Raw genomic sequence first — 21,830 nt, forward strand, 5'->3', positions numbered from 1 at the left:
TTTTTATTTTATAAGAAGTTCATCAAGATTTCGTTCAATTACTTTTTTATTCAGATTTTTGCCAATTATTACAATTTTATTTTCTTTTAATTCACCTTCTTCCCAAACTTTTCCAACAGTGGCTTGTATTTGAGTATGTACGGATTGAAGAATAATTCGTTTGTTAATTCCTTTTAAAAATAGAATTCCTTTAATTCGGTAAATACTATCCTGATTAAATTTAAGAAATGCGTCTAACCACATGCCTAATTTCATTTGATCCATTGGAGTTGATGAAGTGTAACACATGCTTTCAATTTTATGTGTTGTTTTGTTCGCGGTATTTGAATTTGCTTCAAGTCCTAATACAAATTGGAAAACCTTAGCTGGATCATAAGAGAATGAATCAAGTAAATTTTTGTTTGCCGGTTTTGCAAATACGCATTCTTCAATTCGGGCAAACTTGTTAATCTTTTCAATTTCCGTTTTAATCGCACCTGTTTTTTCACGACCAGCTGCATCTGTTTTATTTATTAATATCTGATCTGATATTGCTATTTGCTTAGTTAGAACAGTTTCCTTCTCCAATAGATTAAATGCATTTTCAGCATCAACCAAACAAATTACTGCGTCCAATTCAAATTCTTTTTTTATGAACGGATCGGTAATAAATGAAGCTAAAATACTACCCGGATCCGCAATTCCGGTAGTTTCTATAAGCAGGTGATTGAATTGATGATTTGATTGAATCAGATTTTTTAAAACGACATACAATTCATCATTCAAACTGCAGCAAATACAACCATTACTTAATTCAAAAATGTTTTCGTTTTTAACGTTGGCAACTAACTCGGAATCAATGTTTACTTCACCAAATTCATTTTCGATAACGGCGAATTTTTTATTAGGATAGCTCGATATTAAGTGATTAAGCAGACTGGTTTTTCCTGCACCTAAGAAACCGGTAATTACAGTAACTGGAATTTTTGACATAATCATATTCATTTAAAACTTTTCCCAGTGAACAATTTCATTTAATGATTTTCTTTTCTTTTGAGGTGGTATCCTGTCCGATGGATATCCTAAGGATAGAATCGCAACAGGCTCAATATAATCAGGCAGATTAAAAAAATCAATGCATTTCTGAACGTGAAAATTACAGATCCAACAAGTTCCCAAGCCAAGTTCTGTTGCCTGAAGAGTCATGTGATCGATAGCAATTGCAACATCAATATCACAATGATCTTTGCCGTCTTCACTTCTTTTCCATGATTGAGAGTGATCGCCACAAATCACGATATAAACAGGAGCTTCATTAAACCATTCACGATGATAAATTTCAGAGAATTTTCTGTGATTCTCAGGTTCACGAATTAGAATAAAATGCCAAGGCTGATTGTTCACTGCTGAAGGCGCAATTTGTCCGGCTTCTAATATTTTAATTAATTTTTCATGCTCTATCTCTTTCGGTTGATAGGAGCGGACTGAATATCTTTTCTGGATAAGTTCTTTAAAATTCATTTCAACATTTATTGGTGCCTGCTGCAATATTTTCCACAAAAATGTGAAATTAATAAGACATGATGCTTATGATTTTTCATTTTGTTTGGCATGTTTGTTTTGTCTGTGCCATTCATAACATTTTTGTACCTTTGGCAATCAATTTTTAGAGGAGAATATCGATGACGCAAGAGCTTAAAAAAAATATCATGTTCCAATATCTGATGTTGTTGGTAATAGCTGCCACGGCGGGACATCAGGGATGGAGAACCTTATTTAACAATTTCGCGGTAGAGGAAGTTGGAATTAATGGATTTCAGGTTGGAGTTATTCAATCGGTAAGGGAAATACCTGGTTTTCTGGCTCTTTTGGTTGTGTATCTGTTACTAGTGATCAAAGAACATCGTTTGTCGGCATTAGCGGTTTTATTTGTTGGTTTGGGAGTTGCTTTAACCGGCTTTTTTCCTTCGTTTTTAGGTTTAATAATTACAACAGTTATCATGTCTGTTGGATTTCATTATTTCGAGACAACAAATAAATCTTTAACACTTCAGTATTTTACGATTGAGCAGGCACCTGTTGTATTTGCTAAGCAAAGAAGTTGGTCAGCCATAGCAAATATTAGTATGGGTGCTTTTGTTTATGCAATTGCGCATTTTATTTCACTGCAAGCAAGCTTTATTTTAATTGGTGCGGTTGTTTTTTGTCTTGGCATTTGGGCATTTTTCTGGGATCCGGCAGATAAAAATATTCCACTTCAAAATAAGGGGATGGTTGTAAGAAAAAGATACTGGCTTTTTTATGTTTTGAATTTTTTGAGTGGTGCCCGTCGTCAGATTTTTGTTGTGTTTGCTGTTTTTATGCTGGTGCAAAAGTATTATTATACCGTTCAGGATGTAGCAATTCTATTTGTAATGAATAACGTTATAGCCTATTTTGTTTCACCCATGATTGCAAAAGGAATCAATCGATACGGAGAACGAAAAATGTTATCACTGGAATATATTGGATTGGTTTTCGTCTTTTTAGGGTATGCTTATATTGAAAATGCTCTTATTGTAGCCGGATTATATATTTTGGATCATATCTTTTTCGGTTTTTCAATGGGAATCAATACGTATTTTCAGAAAACAGGTGATGCAAAAGATATTGCGCCATCAATGGCGGTGGGTTTTACGATTAATCACATATCTGCAGTAGTTATACCTGTTGTTGGAGGTTTGTTGTGGATGGTAAACTGGAGAATTCCGTTTGTATTTGGCGCCATCCTTTGTCTTGTATCACTTGGATTTGTTCAAAAAATAAGAACAAATACTAAAATTTAATTATGAAAGAAAAAGAAAAAATATATCAGTCTCTGATTGAGATGTACAATCATGGGATTCAATCGAAAGACCAAAAAAAAATTCGTGAATTCTTAAATGACAATTCTGTTGATCTTCTAAAAGAAGAAGCTCGGTTTTATTTGGAAATTCTTCAATTACGTGCGGCTTCATTTTCTTTGTTTGGAGAATTAAATGAGGCCGGAGAAGAGTATCGTAAGGGATATTCATCTTGTTCTACAAGTGGGAAGTGGGTTTATGGTCTGAATTGGGCTTTGCAGTTTATGGCAGAATTTTCGTTTAAGCGCGGTAAGGAGAAAATTCACGAATCAATGAACAATGGAATTAAAGTTCTGGATCAGGCGCTAATTGATTTGCCGTTCGATAAATACCGCGACTTTTATTGTTTGTGTCTTTCAAATGTGAAAGCATTTATGCTTTTAAATTCTGATAGAAGAGAAGAAGGATTAGGAGTTTATGCCGATTGTAAATTTATTCCTGTTCCTATTCCGGAATACAATGATAAGGAATCTTTACAGGTACTTTTTGCTCATTTCACAAAGGGGATTGCCGTAGCCATTGAATTGAAAAATTATGATCTATTAATGAATCTGATGAAGGTAATCTCTATCGATGATCAAACCTTACAATCTGAAGGAAGTTTATTCCGGATTTTCTACGAAACACTGGTAAGTGCTTTCGATATGCGTGCTGAATTTATAACAGAGTTTAATGCGATGTTTAAAATAAAGGAAGTTTTAGAAAACACAACTCCTCATTTTGCTAAGTTTTTAGGTTTGATCGGGGAACAGGATTTGGATAAATTGGATCTGTTTTTTAAGGAATCTTATAGTTAGTTTTTGATGGCGAATAATTGTTTTTGTGGCAATAACATAGCATACAATGTGTGTTGTGGTGCAATTCATTCCGGCAAAAGAAAAGCGGTTACGGCAGAAGATCTAATGCGCAGCAGGTATTCTGCTTTTGTTCTTGCTGATGTTGATTACATTTTAGCTACTTATTCATCTGAAACATGTCCTTCCGATCAGAAAAAGGAGATTCTCGAATGGACTCAGTCCGTTGAGTGGCTTGGATTGAAAGTGATTCACACCGAGAAAGGAAAAGAATTTGATTCAGTTGGATGGGTAGAATTTCAGGCCGGTTTTATAGAAAAAGGACAGAAGCAAATTATGCACGAAAAATCCTTTTTCCATAAGGAGAGTGGAGTTTGGGTTTATGTTTCCGGTGAATATCCAAAGCTTAATAAGGAGGGAAAAGAGAATTTACCAAATAGAAATGATCTGTGTTTTTGTGGAAGTGGCAAAAAGTTTAAAAAGTGTTGTTTAAAATAACAATGAAATAATAAAATGGCTGTTTCCAATAAAACAGCCATTTCCATTTAAATATATTTCTAATTCTTTCCCATATTCTTCAGTACAGAAAAAGTTTTATCGATATCAGTATCATTTACAACAAGAGTAAATTCATTTGTAGTTGAGATTACTTCACGAATGTTGATGCCGGCCCATGCGATGTTCTTAAGTATAAAATAGTAAAAGCCAAGCTGTTGACTGTTTGTTGAAGGTAATTTTAATGTAACAGATGATAAATCTTCGCTTTTACTTACGAGCATTTCAGTATTAAATACTTGTTCTACTTTTTCTCTTAAAGTATTGCTTACAACTAAATTGGATTCGAAAACCCCCTGAACCATGGTGTAGAAAAATTCTTGATTCGGACCAATAGATTTTAACAATTCTGTGTGTTTTTCAATCAGGGTATTTGAGTTTTTATAAGTGAAATCGACTAATTGTGAGCGAACAATAATATCACCTACATTGGTAATAACTTCCTTTAAACCTGGATTGATTTTTACTTCCAGACTTGGAGCTAATCTGTTCAGTGCCATGATGATTGCGCCGAGTTTAACCGGCTTTTTTACGCTCTGTTCAACCTGATCCTGAATTTTACGCGCCAATGACGAAATGTTTATTAAACCATCTACCAAAGCTTCTGCCAAAAAGGGTTGTGAGCTAACTATTTTTTCTACAACTTGTGGAATTGTTATCATGAATTGAAGTTTGTGTTGAAAAACTACACAAAGATGTTCAAAAATTAACAGAATGTAGAATTAATGAATAAATTTTCTAAAAATTTCGTTCATTTTATTGTAGAATCTATATTTGCAGCCGTTAACAAAATCTTGCGGATGTCTGCAAGTAATAATCAAGGAGTATATATAAATGAGAAAAGCTTGGCAAGGATCTATTGTTGCTATTGTAACACCTTTTAATATTGATGGCAGTATTGATTATACTGCATTTGATAGTTTGATTGATTTTCATTTGAAAAATGAAACTGACGGAATTGTAGTTTGCGGAACCACTGGGGAAGCTGCTACGCTTACTAAAAAGGAGTATGCGGAATTAATTAAATATACAGTTGAAAAGGTAAACAAACAAATTCCAGTGATAGCCGGTTCCGGGACAAATTCAACATCAGAAGCAATTGAAAATTCCTGCCTGGCTGAATCTCTTGGTGTTGATGCAATTTTGGTTGTTTCGCCTTATTACAACAAACCAACAAGAAATGGTTTAAAAGATTATTTTTCTCAAATTTCCAAGGCAGTTACAGTTCCAATTATTCTGTATAATGTTCCTGGAAGAACTGCTGGCAACATTCCTGCTGATTTGGTTGTAGAATTAGCAGTGGAATTTGAGAATATTGTGGGTATCAAAGAGGCATCTGGGAACTTAGAGCAAATGGCCTGTATTTTGAAAGATAAACCATCTGATTTTATGGTCTTTTCTGGAGATGATGCTTTGGCTTTTCAAGCTGTTTGCATGGGAGCAGATGGTGTTATTTCAGTTGTTGCCAATTTAATCCCTAAGGAGTTTCATAATTTAATGGCGGCAGCCTCTAAAGGCGATTTGACTAAATCGAAAGAAATTTATTTTAAATATCTGAGATTAATTCAATTGTGTTTTATCGAGTCGAATCCAATACCTGTAAAAACAGGTTTGGCAATAATGGATAAGTTAAGCGAAGAGTTTAGATCACCTATGTCCAGAATGATGGACGAAAACAGAATTTTATTAGTAAATGAAATGACCAAACTGAAAATGGTTTAAACACTTAAAGTTATAAATTGAATATAGAGCCACTTTTTAAGTGGCTTTGTTGTTTTGGGGAATGTAAGTGTGGCTTTTTAATTTAATTTGCTCTTTTACAGCTCAATAGCTTTGTTGTGATAGAGTTGTTAATTTCATTTAATTAGGAAAAACAGCTTTGTTTTTAAAATTCACAATGATAAATTGAAACCAATCAGACGATAATAAGTACAAGTGCTTAGAATAACAGTGTTTTTCAATAAAGTGAAGATTGCCTGATTTGGAATTCATTTGACTGAAATTCTTATCGAATGTAATTATGTATTTTAATAAATTGTTGATGAAATGCTCTGATAATTACAATGAAAACTGTCATCCTGTTAATAAATTTAGTTGCTGTAAAATGATTTAAAGGAAGTTTACCAAATATGAATAAAGATTTACTCTTTGCCTTAATTCAAAATCCTTACTTAATTCCCGGTATTTATAATTATTGTGACGGCTGGTGTGAAAGATGCAGTTTCACTGGTAATTGTCTTAATTATAAAATGATGGAAGAGGGGGTTCCTGATATAGATACTTCCAATAAAGATGCTTCTTCTGCAATGGATAATTTGGATGAGATGTTTCAGTTAAGTATGGAGTTGCTGAAACAGGCTGCAAAGGATTTGGGAATGGAAATGCCTGAACAGGCTGAAAATTTTGATTCTGTAGAAGAGGAGAAAAAAGATGATTTGATATTTAAAGGCCAAATAATGAGACAGGCTGATAAATATTCTGAATTAGTAGACAACTGGTTTGCCGAATTTGAAGCACTTCTTTTTATTGGAAGTATTAGCCTAAAAGAGTTACTGGACTATAAGGATGAAGAGGAGATGAGCGAAATTGAAAAAACAGTCTTTAATTCTTATGAGATAATTCGCTGGTATCAATTTATTATTCCGAGCAAGCTCTTTCGCTCGCTTAGGAGTAAGATGAATACAGAAGAAACAGGAAATGAATTTTACAAACATGATAGTATTGCATCAGGCAAAGTGGCATTGCTGTCTATTGATGAATCTATTGAGGCCTGGACTTGTTTTATGCAGAAATTTCCCGAAACAGAAGATAGAATGCTGCCATTGTTGCTGATTCTATCCGGTTTACGAACTATAGTCGAGAAGGTATTCCCCGAATCCAGAGATTTTATAAGACCTGGTTTCGATATCTAATCAATCCACAGTTGATAGAATCATACGTTTAAACCGTTTCACCTTATTCAAATGAATTTTAGAAGATAGTTTTTGTTCCCAATAGGGAAGCATATCACACAAAAAAAAAAGTCGGTAACCAGCCGACTTTTTCTATTCACTTTAAACCCTAATCTACTATATGAAAAAACTACTTTTTGTTCTTTTGTACATTACAAATGTATGCATGAATCAAGTTAATTGGTCTAAACAAGTGTTAAAGAAGATTAAATCTTTAATTTAACCTGATTTTAAGATTAAATCCATTGGATTCTTAGTCCAGATTGTTTGATTTTAAACCAGCATTTAAAGTTTGTTTGTTATTTTTGTTAAAATTCTAAAATTCTTTAAATTGAATATTACCATGGTTACAGAATACTCATTATGGTGGGTATTGCCCTTTACTTTAGTTTCTTTCTTACTTATTGTTTTGGTTTATTTTTTCAAAAAACCATATCATAAGAATCTTTCCCTTCCTAAAATTTACATTTTAGCTTTTTTGAGGGGGCTTTCCATTTTATTACTTCTGATATTACTTTTGGAACCGAAAATTAAATATTCTTCAAAAAAAATTGAAAAACCATTATTAATTTTTGCTCAGGACAACTCAAAGTCTCTCAAATTAAATAATGATTCTTTATTTTATATGAATGAATATTCTTCTGAAATAGAAAAGTTTCTTGAGACTTTGAATCCTGAATTTGAGATAAAGAAAATTAGTTTTGGAAGTAAAGTAGCAGAACTATCTACTTATAATTATTCTGAGACGAATACAAACTTTTCGGATTTGTTTGAATTTTTGAAGAACAATTATGGAAATTTGGATAATGTTCAGGTTATTCTTGCCAGCGATGGACTTTACAATAAAGGAGGTAATCCCAGATATGATGTACAAGGATTAAATTTTCCCATTCATACGTTACAATTAGGGGATACTGCGCGTATTGAGGATGTTTCAGTTATATCAGTTAAAACAAATAAATTAGGTTTTGTAAAAAGTAAATTGCCGGTTAGAATTGGCGTTAAAGCAAGCAATTTAGATTCGGAATTAGTACAATTGAAAATTTACAGTGGTTCGGCGATATTGATTGATGATGAAATTCAGATTAATAGCAATTCATTTTTTATCGAAAAAGATTTTTTTATTTCCCCGGAAAAGGCAGGTTTGCAAAAGTTTAGGGTTGAAGTGATTGCAAAAATAAAGGAAAGTTCCAAGAGTAATAACCAATACGAGTTTGTGGTTGATGTATTGGATAATCAGAGGAAAATAGCAATTTGTTTTGATAAATATCATCCAGATATCGCAGCAATTCAATCTGCGATAAATGAGAATTTAAATTTTACTGTTGAGTTAATTAATCTTACCCAGAAACAAGCCGGTCTGGAGAAATACAATCTGCTGGTTTTGTATCAAATTCCATCTCATCTCAATTCGTATTCAGGTTTTTTTCAGCAAATTCAACAAAAGGAAATTCCTATTCTAATGGTTGTTGGAGGTAATTCGGATATTGAAGCTTTAAATAAGTTGAATTTGGGTGTGAATTTGTTGAGAAATGAAGGTTTATTTTCCGAGTCGGGTTTTGTAGGCGATGAAACTTTTAACTTATTTGATTTAAAGAAATCGAAGGTGGAAACTTTAGAAAAAATGCCACCCTTGTTATCTCCTTTAGTGAATTGTGAATTTTTGTCTGAGCATCATATTGTTGGATATCAGAGTATTAAATCAATACAAACTGAAAAGCCTCAAATTGCATTTTCGTATGCTGATAATCAGAAGATAGCGTGGGTTTTTGGTGAGGGAATCTGGCGATGGAAATTGCACTTGGCTCGAATGAATGATTCTCCCGAAGTGTTTTTTGATTTGATTAATAAAATGGTACAGTATCTATCTTTGAATATTAATCGTAATCAATTGGTGGTTAATTATTCCAAAAACATCTTAGAAGGAGATGAAATTGTGTTTGATACTGAGATATACAATAAAAGTTACGAGCTGGTTAATCAAGCGAATTTGGATTTTACCTTGATAAATCAAAAAGGAAAGTCTTTCAATTATAATTTCGAAAAGCGCTCAGATAAATATCAATTAAGAATAGGCTCTTTGCCAAAAGGCAATTATTCATTTGTTGTTAAAACCCACGATAGTGAAAATGTTTTGGAGCAAACGGGACAGTTTATTGTTAGTTTAAATAGTAATGAAGCTAAAAATTTACAGGCCGATCATAAAATACTTTCACAAATTTCAAGTTTAACAGGAGGTACGGTTTTTAGACTTCACGAACAATCAGAGATGCGAACCAACATTAGAAAAAATGAGCATTCAAAATCTATTTTATCAGAGGAAACGAAATATGGTAATTTAGCTGAAATGTTATTTTTATTGATTATAATTATCATATTAATGATATTGGAATGGTTTTTGCGAAAGTATTGGCTTGGGATTTAAATCTGAAACGATGAAAATCAAACGAATTAATTTTAATCAGCAGTAAAATATATGAAAAGGATATTTATAATTGTCACCTCATTATTTTTGTTATCATCTTGTCAAACTCTTTCGTTGTACAGTTTTCAAGGACTTAATGCACCAAAAGTTTTAATTCCTGCTGATGTAAAAACAATAGGCTTTGTTGATAGAAATACCAGTTTTAAGATTGATACTGTGAGTCAATATTATCTTGTAAACAGTAATCTTTTAACAGATACAACAGATTATTCTACAGATATTTCCATGAATTGCTATTTGGGTTTTACAGAGAACTTATCGGAGTATTTAGTTATGGATACTATTCCATTTATTCAGTTGGGTAAAAAGGAAATTTCAGGTGACAGAGATTATACACCAATGAAATGGGAACAGGTTGATAGCATCTGTGAGAGTAATGGATCCGATATTTTAATATGTCTTGAGGATATACAGTTATACAATAAATATACAGTATTCGAAGATGTGCTGATTTATGGAATTACCGATGCTAATTATTATGCTGTTTGGAGGATTTATGATCCTTTAAATAAAACATTTCTTGATGAGCAAATCGTGATTGATAGTTTGTTTTCGGAAGTTACATCACCGTCGTACACACGATTAATAGAGGAAGAATTGCCAAAAAGAAAAGATCTTTTTAAGGATGTTTCTTATCAGATTGGCAATCAATATGCAGACATGCTTTCACCTAAATGGATTGATATAAACAGAAAGTATTTTACTTCCGGAGATGATCGTTTAGCCATTTCAAAATACTATATTGATAATGGAGATTGGGAGACTCCAATTACGCTGTGGACTGAGATTTCAGAGGAGAAAGATGATAAACTTGCAGGAAGAGCTTCTTATAATTTAGCCATAGCTTATGAAATTAAAGAAGATTATAAGCAGGCAAATCATTGGATTCGAAAATCAATTTCTCATTATAAAACATTAAAGTCTTTGCCATCCGAATTTAAATTAGTTAAGGCATACACATTAGAACTTCTGGAGAGAACCAAAAACAAAGAGAAATTGGATCTTTTTTTTGGAGAGTAATTTTATTTTAAAAAATATACAAGCCTGATGAGTATTATTCTATCAGGCTTGTTTAATTTTGAGAGCTTAAATTTTAATACAAAACTACATGACATCAACGATGCTGCTTTATATCATACTGGGAATTTTAACTGCAGATTTTCTTTTAGAACGATTTCTTGAATTTTTGAATCATAAGAAATGGTCGCCAATTCTTCCTAAAGCATTAGAAGGGATTTACGATCAGGAAAAATATAGCCAGTCACAAAATTATCAGAAGGACAAATTGATGCCTTCGTTAATTTCATCGGGACTAGGTTTCATTGCCACGGTACTAATGATTAGTCTTGGTGGTTTTGCATGGGTTGATGAGTTCGTCAGGAATTATTTTGAACATCCAATAACAATTGCCTTAGCCTTTTTTGGTGTGATTTTGTTTTTTTCCAGTTTGCTGGGATTGCCTTTTTCTTACTATTCAACATTTGTAATTGAGGAGAAGTATGGTTTTAACAGAACAAGCTTAAAAACCTTTGTATTGGATAAATTAAAAGGTGGATTGCTTAGTATTGTAATTGGCGGTGGCATATTGGCTTTATTAATATGGATTTATTTGCAGACCACAACAAACTTCTGGTGGATGGCGTGGTTGGTAATTGCATTTTTCATGATTTTTATGGCTATGTTTTATTCTTCCTTGTTGGTGCCTTTATTTAATAAGCAAACACCTCTGGAAGATGGAGAATTAAAAGATGAGATTAGCAGGTTTGCAGGTAAAGTAGATTTCAAATTGGATAATGTCTATGTAATGGACGGTTCTAAACGATCATCGAAAGGAAACGCATATTTTAGCGGACTTGGATCAAAAAAGAGAATTGTCCTGTTTGACACATTAATTAATGATCTGACAAAGGAAGAGATTGTTGCGGTTTTGGCGCATGAAATTGGACACTATAAAAAGAAACATACACTTAGCGGCATATTTTTATCCTTACTGCAAACCGGACTGATGTTTTACATTTTTTCTTTGATTATTGCTAATCCCTTGCTTTCGGAAGCATTGGGAGCGAAGCAACAAGGATTTCATTTGGGATTGATTGCCTTTGGAATTTTGTATTCTCCGATATCAACCTTTTTAGGTTTGGGAATGAATATTTTATCACGAAAGAATGAATATGAGGCCGATGATTATGCCTTAAAAAATTATGATGGGAAAGCTTTAGGAGATGCTTTAAAGAAACTATCTGTTAGTTCTCTTAGCAATTTAACGCCACATCCGGTTTATGTGTTTTTTTACTATTCACATCCAAGTCTTTTACAACGATTAAAAGCATTACAGTTAATAAAATAAGCAAATGCAAGCAGAAATAATTACAATTGGTGACGAAATTCTGATTGGTCAAATAGTGGATACCAATTCAGCATGGATGGCCAAAGAATTAAATGGAATAGGTATTAATGTTGGGAAAATAACCAGTATATCCGATCAGGAAGCTGATATCGTAAGTTCCCTGAAACAGGCAATGGAAAGAGTTTCCCTTGTTTTAATTACGGGAGGTTTAGGACCCACGAATGATGATATTACTAAAAAGACATTGAGCGATCTTTTTGAAATGAATCTGGTGCAGGATGATTTTTTATTTGCCAAAATTGAACAAAGACTCTGGCAGAGAGGGATTCCTATGAATCGTTTCAATCGGGAACAGGCTTTGGTTCCCGATGGCGCAAGAATAATAACCAATAACTATGGTACAGCTCCTTGCATGTGGTTTGAGAAAGATGGTAAGGTAGTGATCTCGATGCCTGGAGTTCCTTTTGAAATGAAGGGAATTATGCAGGACGAAATTTTACAATCATTAAAACAACATTTTTCTACACCGGTTATTGTGCACAAAACAGTAATGACTCAAGGTATTGGAGAATCTGTTATGGCGGAAATGCTTGAAGATTGGGAAGGGAATTTACCAGCTTGCGTAAAATTGGCATATTTGCCTTCTCCAGGAGTTTTGCGATTACGAATGAGTCTTTTGGGAGATAATTTGGCAGAATTAGAGAAAATTATAGAGGAGCAGTTGTCTGCGTTAAAAAAAATAATTTCCGCAAATATATTTGGCTATGATGATGAACCCATGGAATTGACCATAGCTAAACTTTTATCCGATAAGGGAAAGACTTTGGGCACAGCAGAGAGCTGTACCGGGGGGAAAATTGCTCACCTAATAACATCTCATGCGGGTAGTTCTTCTTATTTTAAAGGTGGTGTGGTAGCCTACTCAAATGAGGTGAAGGAAAATATCTTGCGTGTGAATGGTGAGGATTTGGAGAAATATGGTGCGGTAAGTCAGCAGGTAGTGGAACAAATGGCTATTGGTGCCAGAAAAGTGCTGAATACCGATTATGCAATTGCAACATCAGGAGTTGCAGGACCGGATGTGGAACTGAGGAAAAACCGGTTGGAACTGTTTGGATTGCTGTTGCGGGACCCAATGACCTTATTTCTCATCGATTTGATTTGTATAAAAATAGAGAACGAAATATTCAGGTGGCATCTTTAAATGCACTAAATATGCTGCGGAATTTACTTCAAAAGTAAAGAATAATATTGTTTTTATATTGAGAGGCTTTCCGTTTAGTGGAGAGCCTTTTTTTTATCAATTTTGAATGTGATAAATTTCACTTTTACCAAGTTTAGTATTGCAATTGGTATCTTAAATATCTAAATTTCAGTTACTATAAATAAAATCAAAGTTAAGATAGAAATATAATAAAGCTACAAACATATAGATATTTGGATATATAAATATTGTTGCTTAGATTTGAACCGAAATCAAAAGAATTAATAAATATGCGAAACCTTAAAATTTATTTCATTTTACTCTTAGTTGCAGGCTTTTCAATAAAAGGGAAATCACAAGCTGTAGAAATGAAGTTAAGTTTGAAAGAAGCTTTAGTGAAAGCTTCCGAAAACAATTGGGAAATTAATAAGGCGAAGGCTGAGGGAAGAGTTGCCAAAGCCGAATTCCGTCAAACAAATTCCGTTTTTTTACCGATAGTGAATCTTTCACATTCGGGAGTTGTAACAAACGATCCGTTGAGCAGTTTTGGATTCAAATTAAAGCAGGAGATAGCTACACAGGCTGACTTTAATCCACTCTTACTAAATGCTCCTGGTCAGACTAAAAATTTCAATACTAAAATTGAGGTTCAGCAGCCATTAATTAATATTGATGGAATTTATGGCAGAAGAGCCGCGAATGCAAAAATGCAGGCTGTTGATTACAAAACAGAGAGAACAATCAATTTTACAAAGTTTGAGGTGAAGAAAGCCTATTATCAGCTCGAATTGGCTCAAGAGGCAGTTTCAGTTCTTCAATTATCAAAAAAGGCTGCTGCTGAAGCACTACAAGTTACTGAAAATAATTTGGCGCAAGGCTTTGTGCAGGAAGCAGATCTGTTATCTGCAAAGGTGCGGGTTTTGGAATTGAATAATCAGTTAGCAGATGCAAGTAATAATCAGAAGAGTGCAGGAGAGTTTTTGGCCTACCTTTTGGGTTTGGATATTAATGTGGTGATTGTTACTACAGATTATTTGGAGAAAAAGCCTTCCTTGTTAAATGGCTTGGAGCAAGATTTTCAAATTGAAAATCGTTCGGATTTGAATGCCTATAGAAAGAGCGTTGAAGCAAGAGAAAGTATGCTGAAATCAGAAAGAATGCAGTTCCTTCCCCGATTAAATGCATTTGGTGCATACGAATGGAATGACGATAAACTTTTTGGAACATCAGCAAATAATTACATGATTGGAGCAAGTTTATCATGGAATTTATTCAGCGGGTATAAAAATATTGGAAAGGTTCAGAAAGCGAAGGCCGAATTAAAAATATCGGAGTTGAACTTCGCTGAATACTTATCCAAAAACAGTATGGAAATTCAATCTGCCAAAAGAAATCTGAAAGTGGCATATGATAAAATTGAATTGAGCAAATTAGCCAAAGAGCAGGCAGAAGAAGCACTTCGAATACGTACTAACAGATACAAGCAAGGATTGGAAAAAACTACTGATATCTTATATTCTGAAACGGTTTCGATGGCACGGAATCTTGATTATATAAACAGTTTATACAATTATCATGTTGCAGTTTTCCAATTGGAGTTATTACTGGAAAAAGAATTACAATAAACAATCATACTAAAGAATCTACAGATATGAACTCAAGGAATTTTTTAATTATAGCACTGATCACTTTAAGTGGATTATCATTACAATCCTGTGGAAGAGAAAGCAAGGTAAAGGAGACAGAGAAGGCTGATGTTAGCGTAGCGGTAGGAACAGCTAAATTAACAAATCAAGCTGAAACAATGAGTTTTTCAGGTAAACTGGAAGCTGAAACACATTCGAATCTTAGTACACGGATTATGGGTCAAATTGCTAAGATCAATGTAGAAACGGGTCAAAAAGTACATGAAGGTCAGGTTTTGGTTGAGATCCATGCAAAAGATATTCAGGCAAAAAAAGCACAGGTAAAAGCTAATAAACAGGAGGCAGAAGCTGCTTTTGCAAATGCAAAGAAAGATTACGATCGTTTTACTGTGTTGTTTGAGCAAAAGAGTGCTTCGCAGAAAGAGTTGGATGATGTAACAACACAATACAATATGGCAAAAGCCAGATTGGAAGCTGTTAACGAAATGGGTGTTGAGGTAGAGGAAATGCTTAGGTATACCACGATTAAAGCTCCTTACAATGGTGTAATTACCAGAAAATATATGAACGAAGGTGATTTGGCATCTCCGGGAATGCCATTGGTTGCTATTGAAAAACAAGGTGAATTTATGGTGATGGCCCGAATTCCTGAATCTGAAATTTCGAAAATTAAACAAAATGATCCGGTATTTGTTCAAATTAGTGCATTGGGAGATGCCAAAATACCTGGTTTTGTCTCGGAAGTTAATCCATCTTCTCAGTATACAGGAAATCAGTTTGAAGCCAAAATTGTTTTGAGACCTGCCAACGAACAAAAAAGTAATTTGTACAGTGGTATGTATGCAAATGTTTTGATTGAAAAAGGCGGGATGCCATCTATAATGATCCCAACAGATGTTTTGGTTCACAAAGGACAATTGACAGGAATATATGCAGTTAGTCAGGGAGGAACAGCAATGTTACGATGGATAAGACTGGGTAAAACCATTGGTGATCAAGTTGAAGTTTTATCGGGCTTAAACGATGGCGAGAAATACATTATTTCCTTTAAAGGGAAAATTTGGGATGGAGCAAAACTTACTATTCAATAATTACAGCCGGTAGTTACAATCAAAATAAAGACATATGAAACGTCCATGCTAAAGTGATTTTGACACACAAGGGGATTGATTATTCCAGCATGGTAAGTTCCATATGGTAACTAAAAAACAAATTATAATCATATGAAAACAGGATTTGCAGGCCAAATGGCCAAATTATTCATAAATTCTAAATTAACTCCGCTCTTGATGGTTGCCTTTATGGTAATTGGTATGTACAGTGCCTATTTAACGCCAAGAGAAGAAGAACCACAAATCGATGTTCCCATTGCTGATATCTTTTTAAGATATCCAGGTGCCAGTCCGGCAGAAATTGAATCGAGAGTAATGCAGCCACTTGAAAAAGTAGTGGCAAATATTCCTGGTGTTGAATATGTTTATTCTACATCAATGCCGGGGCAGGCAATGTTAATTGTTCAGTTTTATGTTGGTGAAGACATTGAAAGATCTCTGGTTAAGATGTATAATGAGATCATGAAACACATGGACGAAATGCCAAAAGGCACTTCCATGCCTTTAATTAAAACACGTGCAATTGATGATGTTCCGGTATTGGGATTAACTTTTTGGAGTGAGAACTATGATGATTTTCAATTAAAGAGAATAGCAGAGGAAGTAAACAACGAAATAGAAAAAGTAAATGAGGTTTCGGAAACCAAAATAATTGGCGGACGTTCACGTCAAGTGAGAGTTATTCTCAACCGGGCACAAATGGCAGGCTATAATGTTGATGCTTTGAGTATTGCCAGACAAATTGAAATATCTAATCAGCAAACAGGATCGGGAGCATTTAATAATCATGACACTGAATATATAGTTGAAACAGGTCGGTTTCTTGAAAATTCAGAAGATGTTGCAAACCTGGTTGTAGGTGTATACAATGGCAGTCCAATTTATTTGAAACAAGTTGCAGAGGTTATCGATGGTCCGGAAGTGCCTTCACAATATGTGAGTTTTGGTTATGGAAAAATAAATGAGGCTAAGGAACTTGCAAAAGGAAATTACCCTGCTGTTACCATTTCGGTGGCCAAACGACGGGGTGCTGATGCAATGAAAGTAGCGGAACAAATTTTAACAAAGATCGCCGTTTTGGAACAGGAATTAATTCCTGCCGATGTTCATGTTGAGGTTAGCAGGAACTATGGTGAAACGGCTTCAGACAAAGTTTCCGAGCTGTTGATGCACCTTTTAGGAGCAATTATTGCAGTTACATTTGTTGTGATGCTGGCCATGGGATGGCGTGGTGGATTGGTCGTATTTTTGTCAGTACCCATCACATTTGCCTTAACCATGTTTAGTTACTATTTTCTGGATTATACATTGAACCGGATTACCTTGTTTGCTTTGGTCTTTGTTACCGGAATTGTGGTTGACGACTCCATTATTATTGCGGAGAACATGCACCGGCATTTTAAAATGAAACAGTTACCGTTTATGCAGGCTGCCTTACGTTCTATCGACGAAGTAGGAAATCCAACGATTTTGGCAACTTTCACAGTTATTGCCGCTGTTTTGCCAATGGTATTTGTGTCTGGTTTGATGGGGCCTTACATGAGTCCGATGCCAATTGGAGCGTCCATTGCAATGATTTTTTCCTTGCTGGTAGCTCTTACGATTACTCCTTATTTGGCATATCGCTTGTTACGATTTAAAGAAAAAGAAGATGCGGACAAGAAGGCTTTTAAGTTGGAAGACTCGATGGTGTACAAACTTTATTCAGCTACGATTTCGCCCATGCTGGAATCAAAATGGAAGAGATGGAGTTTTATAGGTACTGTGATTTTTCTTTTACTGGCTTCAACCACATTGGTTTATTTTAAAATGGTTGCTGTTAAAATGCTTCCTTTTGATAATAAGAATGAATTTCAGGTGGTTATTGATATGCCGGAAGGAACAACTCTTGAGCGTACTGCAGTAGTTGCTAAAGAATTGGCAGCTTACATTTCTCAACAGGAAAATGTAGTTGATTATCAGACTTATGTGGGGACAGCAGCACCAATAAATTTTAATGGTTTGGTTCGTCATTACGATTTGCGTTGTGGTTCGAATGTTGCTGATATTCAGGTGAATTTAACTCATAAAAATGAGCGTGATGAGCAAAGTCATGACATTGCTAAGTTAATGAGACCTGCATTGCAGGAGATTGGAACGAAATTTAATGCAAATGTAAAAGTTGTTGAAGTTCCACCAGGACCACCGGTAATGTCAACTTTGGTTGCAGAAATTTATGGTCCTAATTTAGAGGAACAACAAAAAATTGCAGCTCAGGTAAAGACTCTTTTTGCAAAAACGGATGATGTTGTTGATGTTGATTGGTTTGTTGAAAATGATCAAACGGAATTTCAGTTTAATGTGAATAAAGAAAAGGCTATGTTGGCCGGAGTTTCGACTCAGCAAGTGGTTCACACATTAAATATGGCATTACGCGGGCATGAAATTACTCAGTTGTATCAAGAATCTGAACACAATCAAGTTGGAATTGATTTACGACTGCATGAGAAGGATAGAAGCAGTGTTGCCGATCTGAAGAGAATCAATATTTTGTCTCAATCGGGGCAGTTAGTTGCTTTGGGAGATATTGTTGATATTATTGAGAGAATTAAGGAGAAAAGTATCTATCGAAAAAATCAGAAACGGGTGGTATATGTTACTGCCGATGTAGCCGGGAAATTGGAAAGTCCGGTATACGGAATTCTGAACATAGCCAAAAATCTTAGTGATGTTAAGCTTCCTGAAGGTTATGATTTAAAAGAGGAGTATACTCAACAACCGTTTTTAGAAGATAATTACAGTTTGAAGTGGGATGGGGAATGGCAGATTACATATGAAGTTTTCCGCGATTTGGGAACTGCCTTTGCGGTGGTATTGCTGGTAATCTATTTGTTGATCATCGGATGGTTTCAGAATTTTAAAGTCCCTTTTGTGATGATGATTTCAATTCCATTATCTCTTGTAGGTATTTTGGTTGGACACTGGTTGATGGGGGCTTTCTTTACCGCTACATCTATGATTGGATTGATTGCCCTTGCAGGGATAATGGTAAGGAATGCCATTCTTCTTATCGACTTTATTAATCTTCGGCTTGATGATGGGATTCCGTTAAAAGAAGCTGTTATTGAAGCTGGAGCAGTACGTACAACACCAATTCTACTTACAGCAGGAACTGTTGTAATTGGAGCTGTTGTAATCCTGTTCGATCCTATTTTTCAAGGCTTGGCCATATCACTTATGGGAGGTTCTATTGCTTCAACATTTCTGACTTTGGTAATTGTACCACTTATTTATTATATGACTGAAAAGAAAAAATATCCTGTAATTAAAATAGAAGAAGGTATTGTTAAAGAAGGAGATGAAATTTCTTAAATACTAATCTAAATTCTGAATATATGAAAGTTGTAATCATATTTTGTGTGAGTTCCTTTTACGATGATCTGAAAAAAATCTATCAAAATTCAAATGTTGAGGCATATAGTGAATTTGATGTAAAAGGATTCACCCGAAAATACGATAAGGATGGCGCAGCTACTAATTGGTTTGCCACAAGTAAGGAATACTACGATTCAATAGCAACATTTGCCTTTTTAGATGAAGAAAAAGGTTTTGGCTTGTTGAATCAAATCTCTAAATTCAATAAAGAATTAGATTGTTGCAGTCCAATGCATGCTTATATGCTGGATGTTGAAAAGTTTATTTAAATGATTTAGTCTAAAATAACATGAGAGAGAGAATTATTAGAGGCATTGCAGGAACATTAGTTTTGGTAAGCATTTTATTGGCATTTTATGTAAATATTAACTGGTTATTACTAACAGCGTTTGTTGGTTTAAATCTGTTACAATCATCAATTACTAAATGGTGTTTGATGGATGATATTTTAAAGAAAGTTTTTAAAATGGATAATTAATTCATTTTAATTCTAGTTTGGGTGTAAAGCTCTGAATGTAAATTCAGGGCTTTATTTTTTGTTGAATTCTGCTGTAAAGAATGGTCTATATTCATGAAAAGCCTGAATATTCTATATCTTTGCCGGATAATATAGAATTATGATACGATCTACTGAGCACGCATTCGAAATAATCGATACCCAAGTTAAGGGAATTCCATATGAAGCAATTGATTTCTTGAGAAATCAGGAAAACAGCGAAGGATTAACTAAAAAAATGGTTTTCGCTTTTAAAAATGCTTACAATGGTGAAACATACTATTCTGATGAATATAGAGTTATGTTGCCGGCACCATTATGGTATTGTATTGTTGCAGAGAAACACTTGTCAGAGGAATTATTTGAGCCGTTGTTAAATATGTTCACTGTTGAGGAAGATTGGGATTTAATGAACGAACAGGCTGTTTATTTGGCAGGACTGCTTGCCAGAAAATATCCGGAACGATTTGTTGGTAAAGTGCTCGATTTTATTGAAGAAAACATCAAATCAGATAATAGAAAGCCTTATCTGTATTGTTTTGAGGCTTTATATTATGCAACAGATGAACAGTTCGATCGAATACATTCCATATTGGATAAGGTGAATTTTCATTGGGTAGACCACTATATTCGTGTATTGGGTGATTTACAACGTGATGATACTTTTCAAAAATTCAAGGAGATTCTGCCAAAATTTGAAGGCAAGCACACTGCGGTTGAGTTACAATATTATATCGATGTGATTGAAGGTAAAGTTGATGATTTTCAGAAAGGAACAGCTTTTTGCGAAATGCGCGATCCGGAATGGAAGAACCATTACCAACATATGGAGTATATTTTTGCTTCTTCAGAATCACCGGTTGAACAAGGAGTAAAAGTGAACAGAAACGATCCATGTCCTTGTGGTTCAGGGAAAAAATACAAGCAGTGCTGTTTGAAAAAACAATGTTGATCATGTAATTTTATTTCTGTAAGATAATAAGAATGGAGTGAAGTAATATTCCTATCTTTAAGTGTATAAGTCCTTTATCCGCGGAAAATTAAATTGAATTATGAGTGAATTGGCAAGCATCAAAAAGGAATTGTTTCAGATTGCCAATCGCATGGTGGCAGAAAAGCTGGAATTCAATAGAAAAGCTTTGCAGGAATTAAAGGACTCAGCAGGAAGTGAAACCAAGAGCAGTGCGGGTGATAAGCATGAAACCGGACGGGCAATGGTTCATTTGGAACAGGAGAAAATGGCTCAGCAATTAGCAAGCAATCAAAGCATGCAAAGTGTATTGGCTAAAATTGATCCTGAAATTTTAAATCCGGTTATTTCTCTGGGATCTCTTGTAATTACTGATAAACTTCGATTTTTTGTGTCTGTTGCTTTGGGGAAAGTTGAATTAAACAAAAAAGAATACTACTTGGTTTCTCTAACCTCACCACTTGCCAAACAATTTGTTAGTAAACAAAAAGGGAATACCGTCTCATTTAACAATCAGGACTATCTGATTGAGGAGACTGCATAAGTAATTTTGAAGAAGATAAACTTGTGATATGATTATGCGCTTACCACGCATGTTTTATGCGCAATTTTGCTTATTTCCTGAATGGCTCCAAATAAGTCAACTAAATCTTCATCAGTAGGTTCCGACCTGTGATACTTTTCCAAAGAGCAAATAGATTGGATGTTTTCGTATTTTAAGATGCGCTTTTTAAGTGTTGCATCAATTGGCATCACTTCTTCCAGACTATAAATAAGATCACTGTAAGTGTGATTTTGAGGCATATTTTGATGATAATCCAGTATCGCCATAATGTATCCTTCTAATGAAATTGATAACAAATTGTATCGAATAGTATTTCCCAGAATGCTTTTTTCACCTTTTGGTGTTGCACTTTTTAGAAATTGATCTCCATCCTGCATCCATCGGTTCCAGTTTAATTTTCTTGTTGTCATATCAGGTTATTTACGTGTAA

General features: G+C 34.4%; 19 protein-coding genes and 1 pseudogene. 16 read left to right on the plus strand and 4 right to left on the minus strand.

Annotated elements, in window-relative coordinates:
- Positions 1–3 precede the first annotated feature (3 nt).
- Both ACKU4N_RS10390 and ACKU4N_RS10395 read right to left on the minus strand, forming a co-directional pair.
- Complete coding sequence (locus tag ACKU4N_RS10390) at positions 4–972, minus strand: CobW family GTP-binding protein (RefSeq protein ID WP_321316219.1); 969 nt, start codon at positions 970–972, stop codon at positions 4–6.
- Between the two features lie 12 nt (positions 973–984).
- Positions 985–1,500: a nitroreductase family protein gene (locus ACKU4N_RS10395; RefSeq protein WP_321316220.1), complete on the minus strand. Its 516-nt coding sequence runs from the start codon at positions 1,498–1,500 to the stop codon at positions 985–987.
- A 188-nt stretch (positions 1,501–1,688) separates the two neighbouring features.
- Here ACKU4N_RS10395 and ACKU4N_RS10400 point away from each other — a divergent pair, with 188 nt between their 5' ends.
- From ACKU4N_RS10400 to ACKU4N_RS10410, 3 genes are read left to right on the plus strand one after another with little or no spacing between them, the layout of a single operon-like run.
- Positions 1,689–2,804 carry an MFS transporter gene (locus ACKU4N_RS10400; protein WP_321316221.1) on the plus strand — a complete coding sequence of 372 codons (1,116 nt, stop codon included), beginning with the start codon at positions 1,689–1,691 and terminating at the stop codon, positions 2,802–2,804.
- A gap of 2 nt (positions 2,805–2,806) precedes the next feature.
- Positions 2,807–3,658, plus strand: coding sequence for a hypothetical protein (locus ACKU4N_RS10405; RefSeq protein ID WP_321316222.1), 852 nt, complete (start codon positions 2,807–2,809; stop codon positions 3,656–3,658).
- A gap of 6 nt (positions 3,659–3,664) precedes the next feature.
- A complete protein-coding gene (locus ACKU4N_RS10410) occupies positions 3,665–4,153 on the plus strand; it encodes a YchJ family protein (RefSeq protein ID WP_321316223.1) in 489 nt (162 codons plus the stop codon).
- A gap of 59 nt (positions 4,154–4,212) precedes the next feature.
- Here ACKU4N_RS10410 and ACKU4N_RS10415 read toward each other — a convergent pair whose 3' ends face one another.
- Complete coding sequence (locus ACKU4N_RS10415; protein ID WP_321316224.1) at positions 4,213–4,872, minus strand: hypothetical protein; 660 nt, start codon at positions 4,870–4,872, stop codon at positions 4,213–4,215.
- A gap of 172 nt (positions 4,873–5,044) precedes the next feature.
- Here ACKU4N_RS10415 and dapA point away from each other — a divergent pair, with 172 nt between their 5' ends.
- The 13 genes and pseudogenes from dapA (at position 5,045) to ACKU4N_RS10480 (ending at position 21,379) form a co-directional block, all read left to right on the plus strand.
- A complete protein-coding gene (gene dapA / locus ACKU4N_RS10420; RefSeq protein WP_321316225.1) occupies positions 5,045–5,932 on the plus strand; it encodes a 4-hydroxy-tetrahydrodipicolinate synthase in 888 nt (295 codons plus the stop codon).
- A 407-nt stretch (positions 5,933–6,339) separates the two neighbouring features.
- A complete protein-coding gene (locus tag ACKU4N_RS10425; RefSeq protein ID WP_321316226.1) occupies positions 6,340–7,122 on the plus strand; it encodes a hypothetical protein in 783 nt (260 codons plus the stop codon).
- Positions 7,123–7,786: 664 nt separating this feature from the next.
- Positions 7,787–9,586 carry a hypothetical protein gene (locus tag ACKU4N_RS10430; RefSeq protein WP_321316227.1) on the plus strand — a complete coding sequence of 600 codons (1,800 nt, stop codon included), beginning with the start codon at positions 7,787–7,789 and terminating at the stop codon, positions 9,584–9,586.
- A gap of 51 nt (positions 9,587–9,637) precedes the next feature.
- Positions 9,638–10,666 carry a DUF6340 family protein gene (locus tag ACKU4N_RS10435; RefSeq protein WP_321316228.1) on the plus strand — a complete coding sequence of 343 codons (1,029 nt, stop codon included), beginning with the start codon at positions 9,638–9,640 and terminating at the stop codon, positions 10,664–10,666.
- Positions 10,667–10,754: 88 nt separating this feature from the next.
- Positions 10,755–11,993 carry a M48 family metallopeptidase gene (locus ACKU4N_RS10440; protein WP_321316229.1) on the plus strand — a complete coding sequence of 413 codons (1,239 nt, stop codon included), beginning with the start codon at positions 10,755–10,757 and terminating at the stop codon, positions 11,991–11,993.
- A 4-nt stretch (positions 11,994–11,997) separates the two neighbouring features.
- Positions 11,998–13,235: pseudogene (locus ACKU4N_RS10445) on the plus strand (competence/damage-inducible protein A).
- Positions 13,236–13,487: 252 nt separating this feature from the next.
- Positions 13,488–14,822 carry a TolC family protein gene (locus tag ACKU4N_RS10450; protein WP_321316230.1) on the plus strand — a complete coding sequence of 445 codons (1,335 nt, stop codon included), beginning with the start codon at positions 13,488–13,490 and terminating at the stop codon, positions 14,820–14,822.
- Between the two features lie 26 nt (positions 14,823–14,848).
- The gene (locus ACKU4N_RS10455; protein ID WP_321316231.1) at positions 14,849–15,934 is read left to right on the plus strand and encodes an efflux RND transporter periplasmic adaptor subunit; all 1,086 of its coding nucleotides are present in this window, start codon (positions 14,849–14,851) and stop codon (positions 15,932–15,934) included.
- A 132-nt stretch (positions 15,935–16,066) separates the two neighbouring features.
- Entirely contained in the window at positions 16,067–19,306 is a 3,240-nt protein-coding gene (locus ACKU4N_RS10460) for an efflux RND transporter permease subunit (RefSeq protein ID WP_321316232.1), read from the plus strand.
- Between the two features lie 23 nt (positions 19,307–19,329).
- On the plus strand, positions 19,330–19,638 hold the full coding sequence (locus ACKU4N_RS10465; RefSeq protein ID WP_321316233.1) for a hypothetical protein: 309 nt from the start codon (positions 19,330–19,332) through the stop codon (positions 19,636–19,638).
- Between the two features lie 20 nt (positions 19,639–19,658).
- Positions 19,659–19,847 carry a YgaP family membrane protein gene (locus ACKU4N_RS10470; protein WP_321316234.1) on the plus strand — a complete coding sequence of 63 codons (189 nt, stop codon included), beginning with the start codon at positions 19,659–19,661 and terminating at the stop codon, positions 19,845–19,847.
- 139 nt (positions 19,848–19,986) lie between these two features.
- Positions 19,987–20,817, plus strand: a complete 831-nt coding sequence (locus tag ACKU4N_RS10475) for a YecA family protein (RefSeq protein WP_321316235.1) — start codon at positions 19,987–19,989, stop codon at positions 20,815–20,817.
- 100 nt (positions 20,818–20,917) lie between these two features.
- Positions 20,918–21,379 carry a hypothetical protein gene (locus ACKU4N_RS10480; RefSeq protein ID WP_321316236.1) on the plus strand — a complete coding sequence of 154 codons (462 nt, stop codon included), beginning with the start codon at positions 20,918–20,920 and terminating at the stop codon, positions 21,377–21,379.
- A gap of 32 nt (positions 21,380–21,411) precedes the next feature.
- Here the strand turns inward: ACKU4N_RS10480 and ACKU4N_RS10485 are convergent, their stop codons facing one another.
- Positions 21,412–21,810 carry a hypothetical protein gene (locus tag ACKU4N_RS10485; RefSeq protein ID WP_321316237.1) on the minus strand — a complete coding sequence of 133 codons (399 nt, stop codon included), beginning with the start codon at positions 21,808–21,810 and terminating at the stop codon, positions 21,412–21,414.
- Between the last annotated feature and the right edge of the window lie 20 nt (positions 21,811–21,830).

This window comes from Labilibaculum sp. (genome assembly GCF_963664555.1).
In the GTDB taxonomy this organism is placed as follows: Bacteria; Bacteroidota; Bacteroidia; order Bacteroidales; family Marinifilaceae; genus Labilibaculum.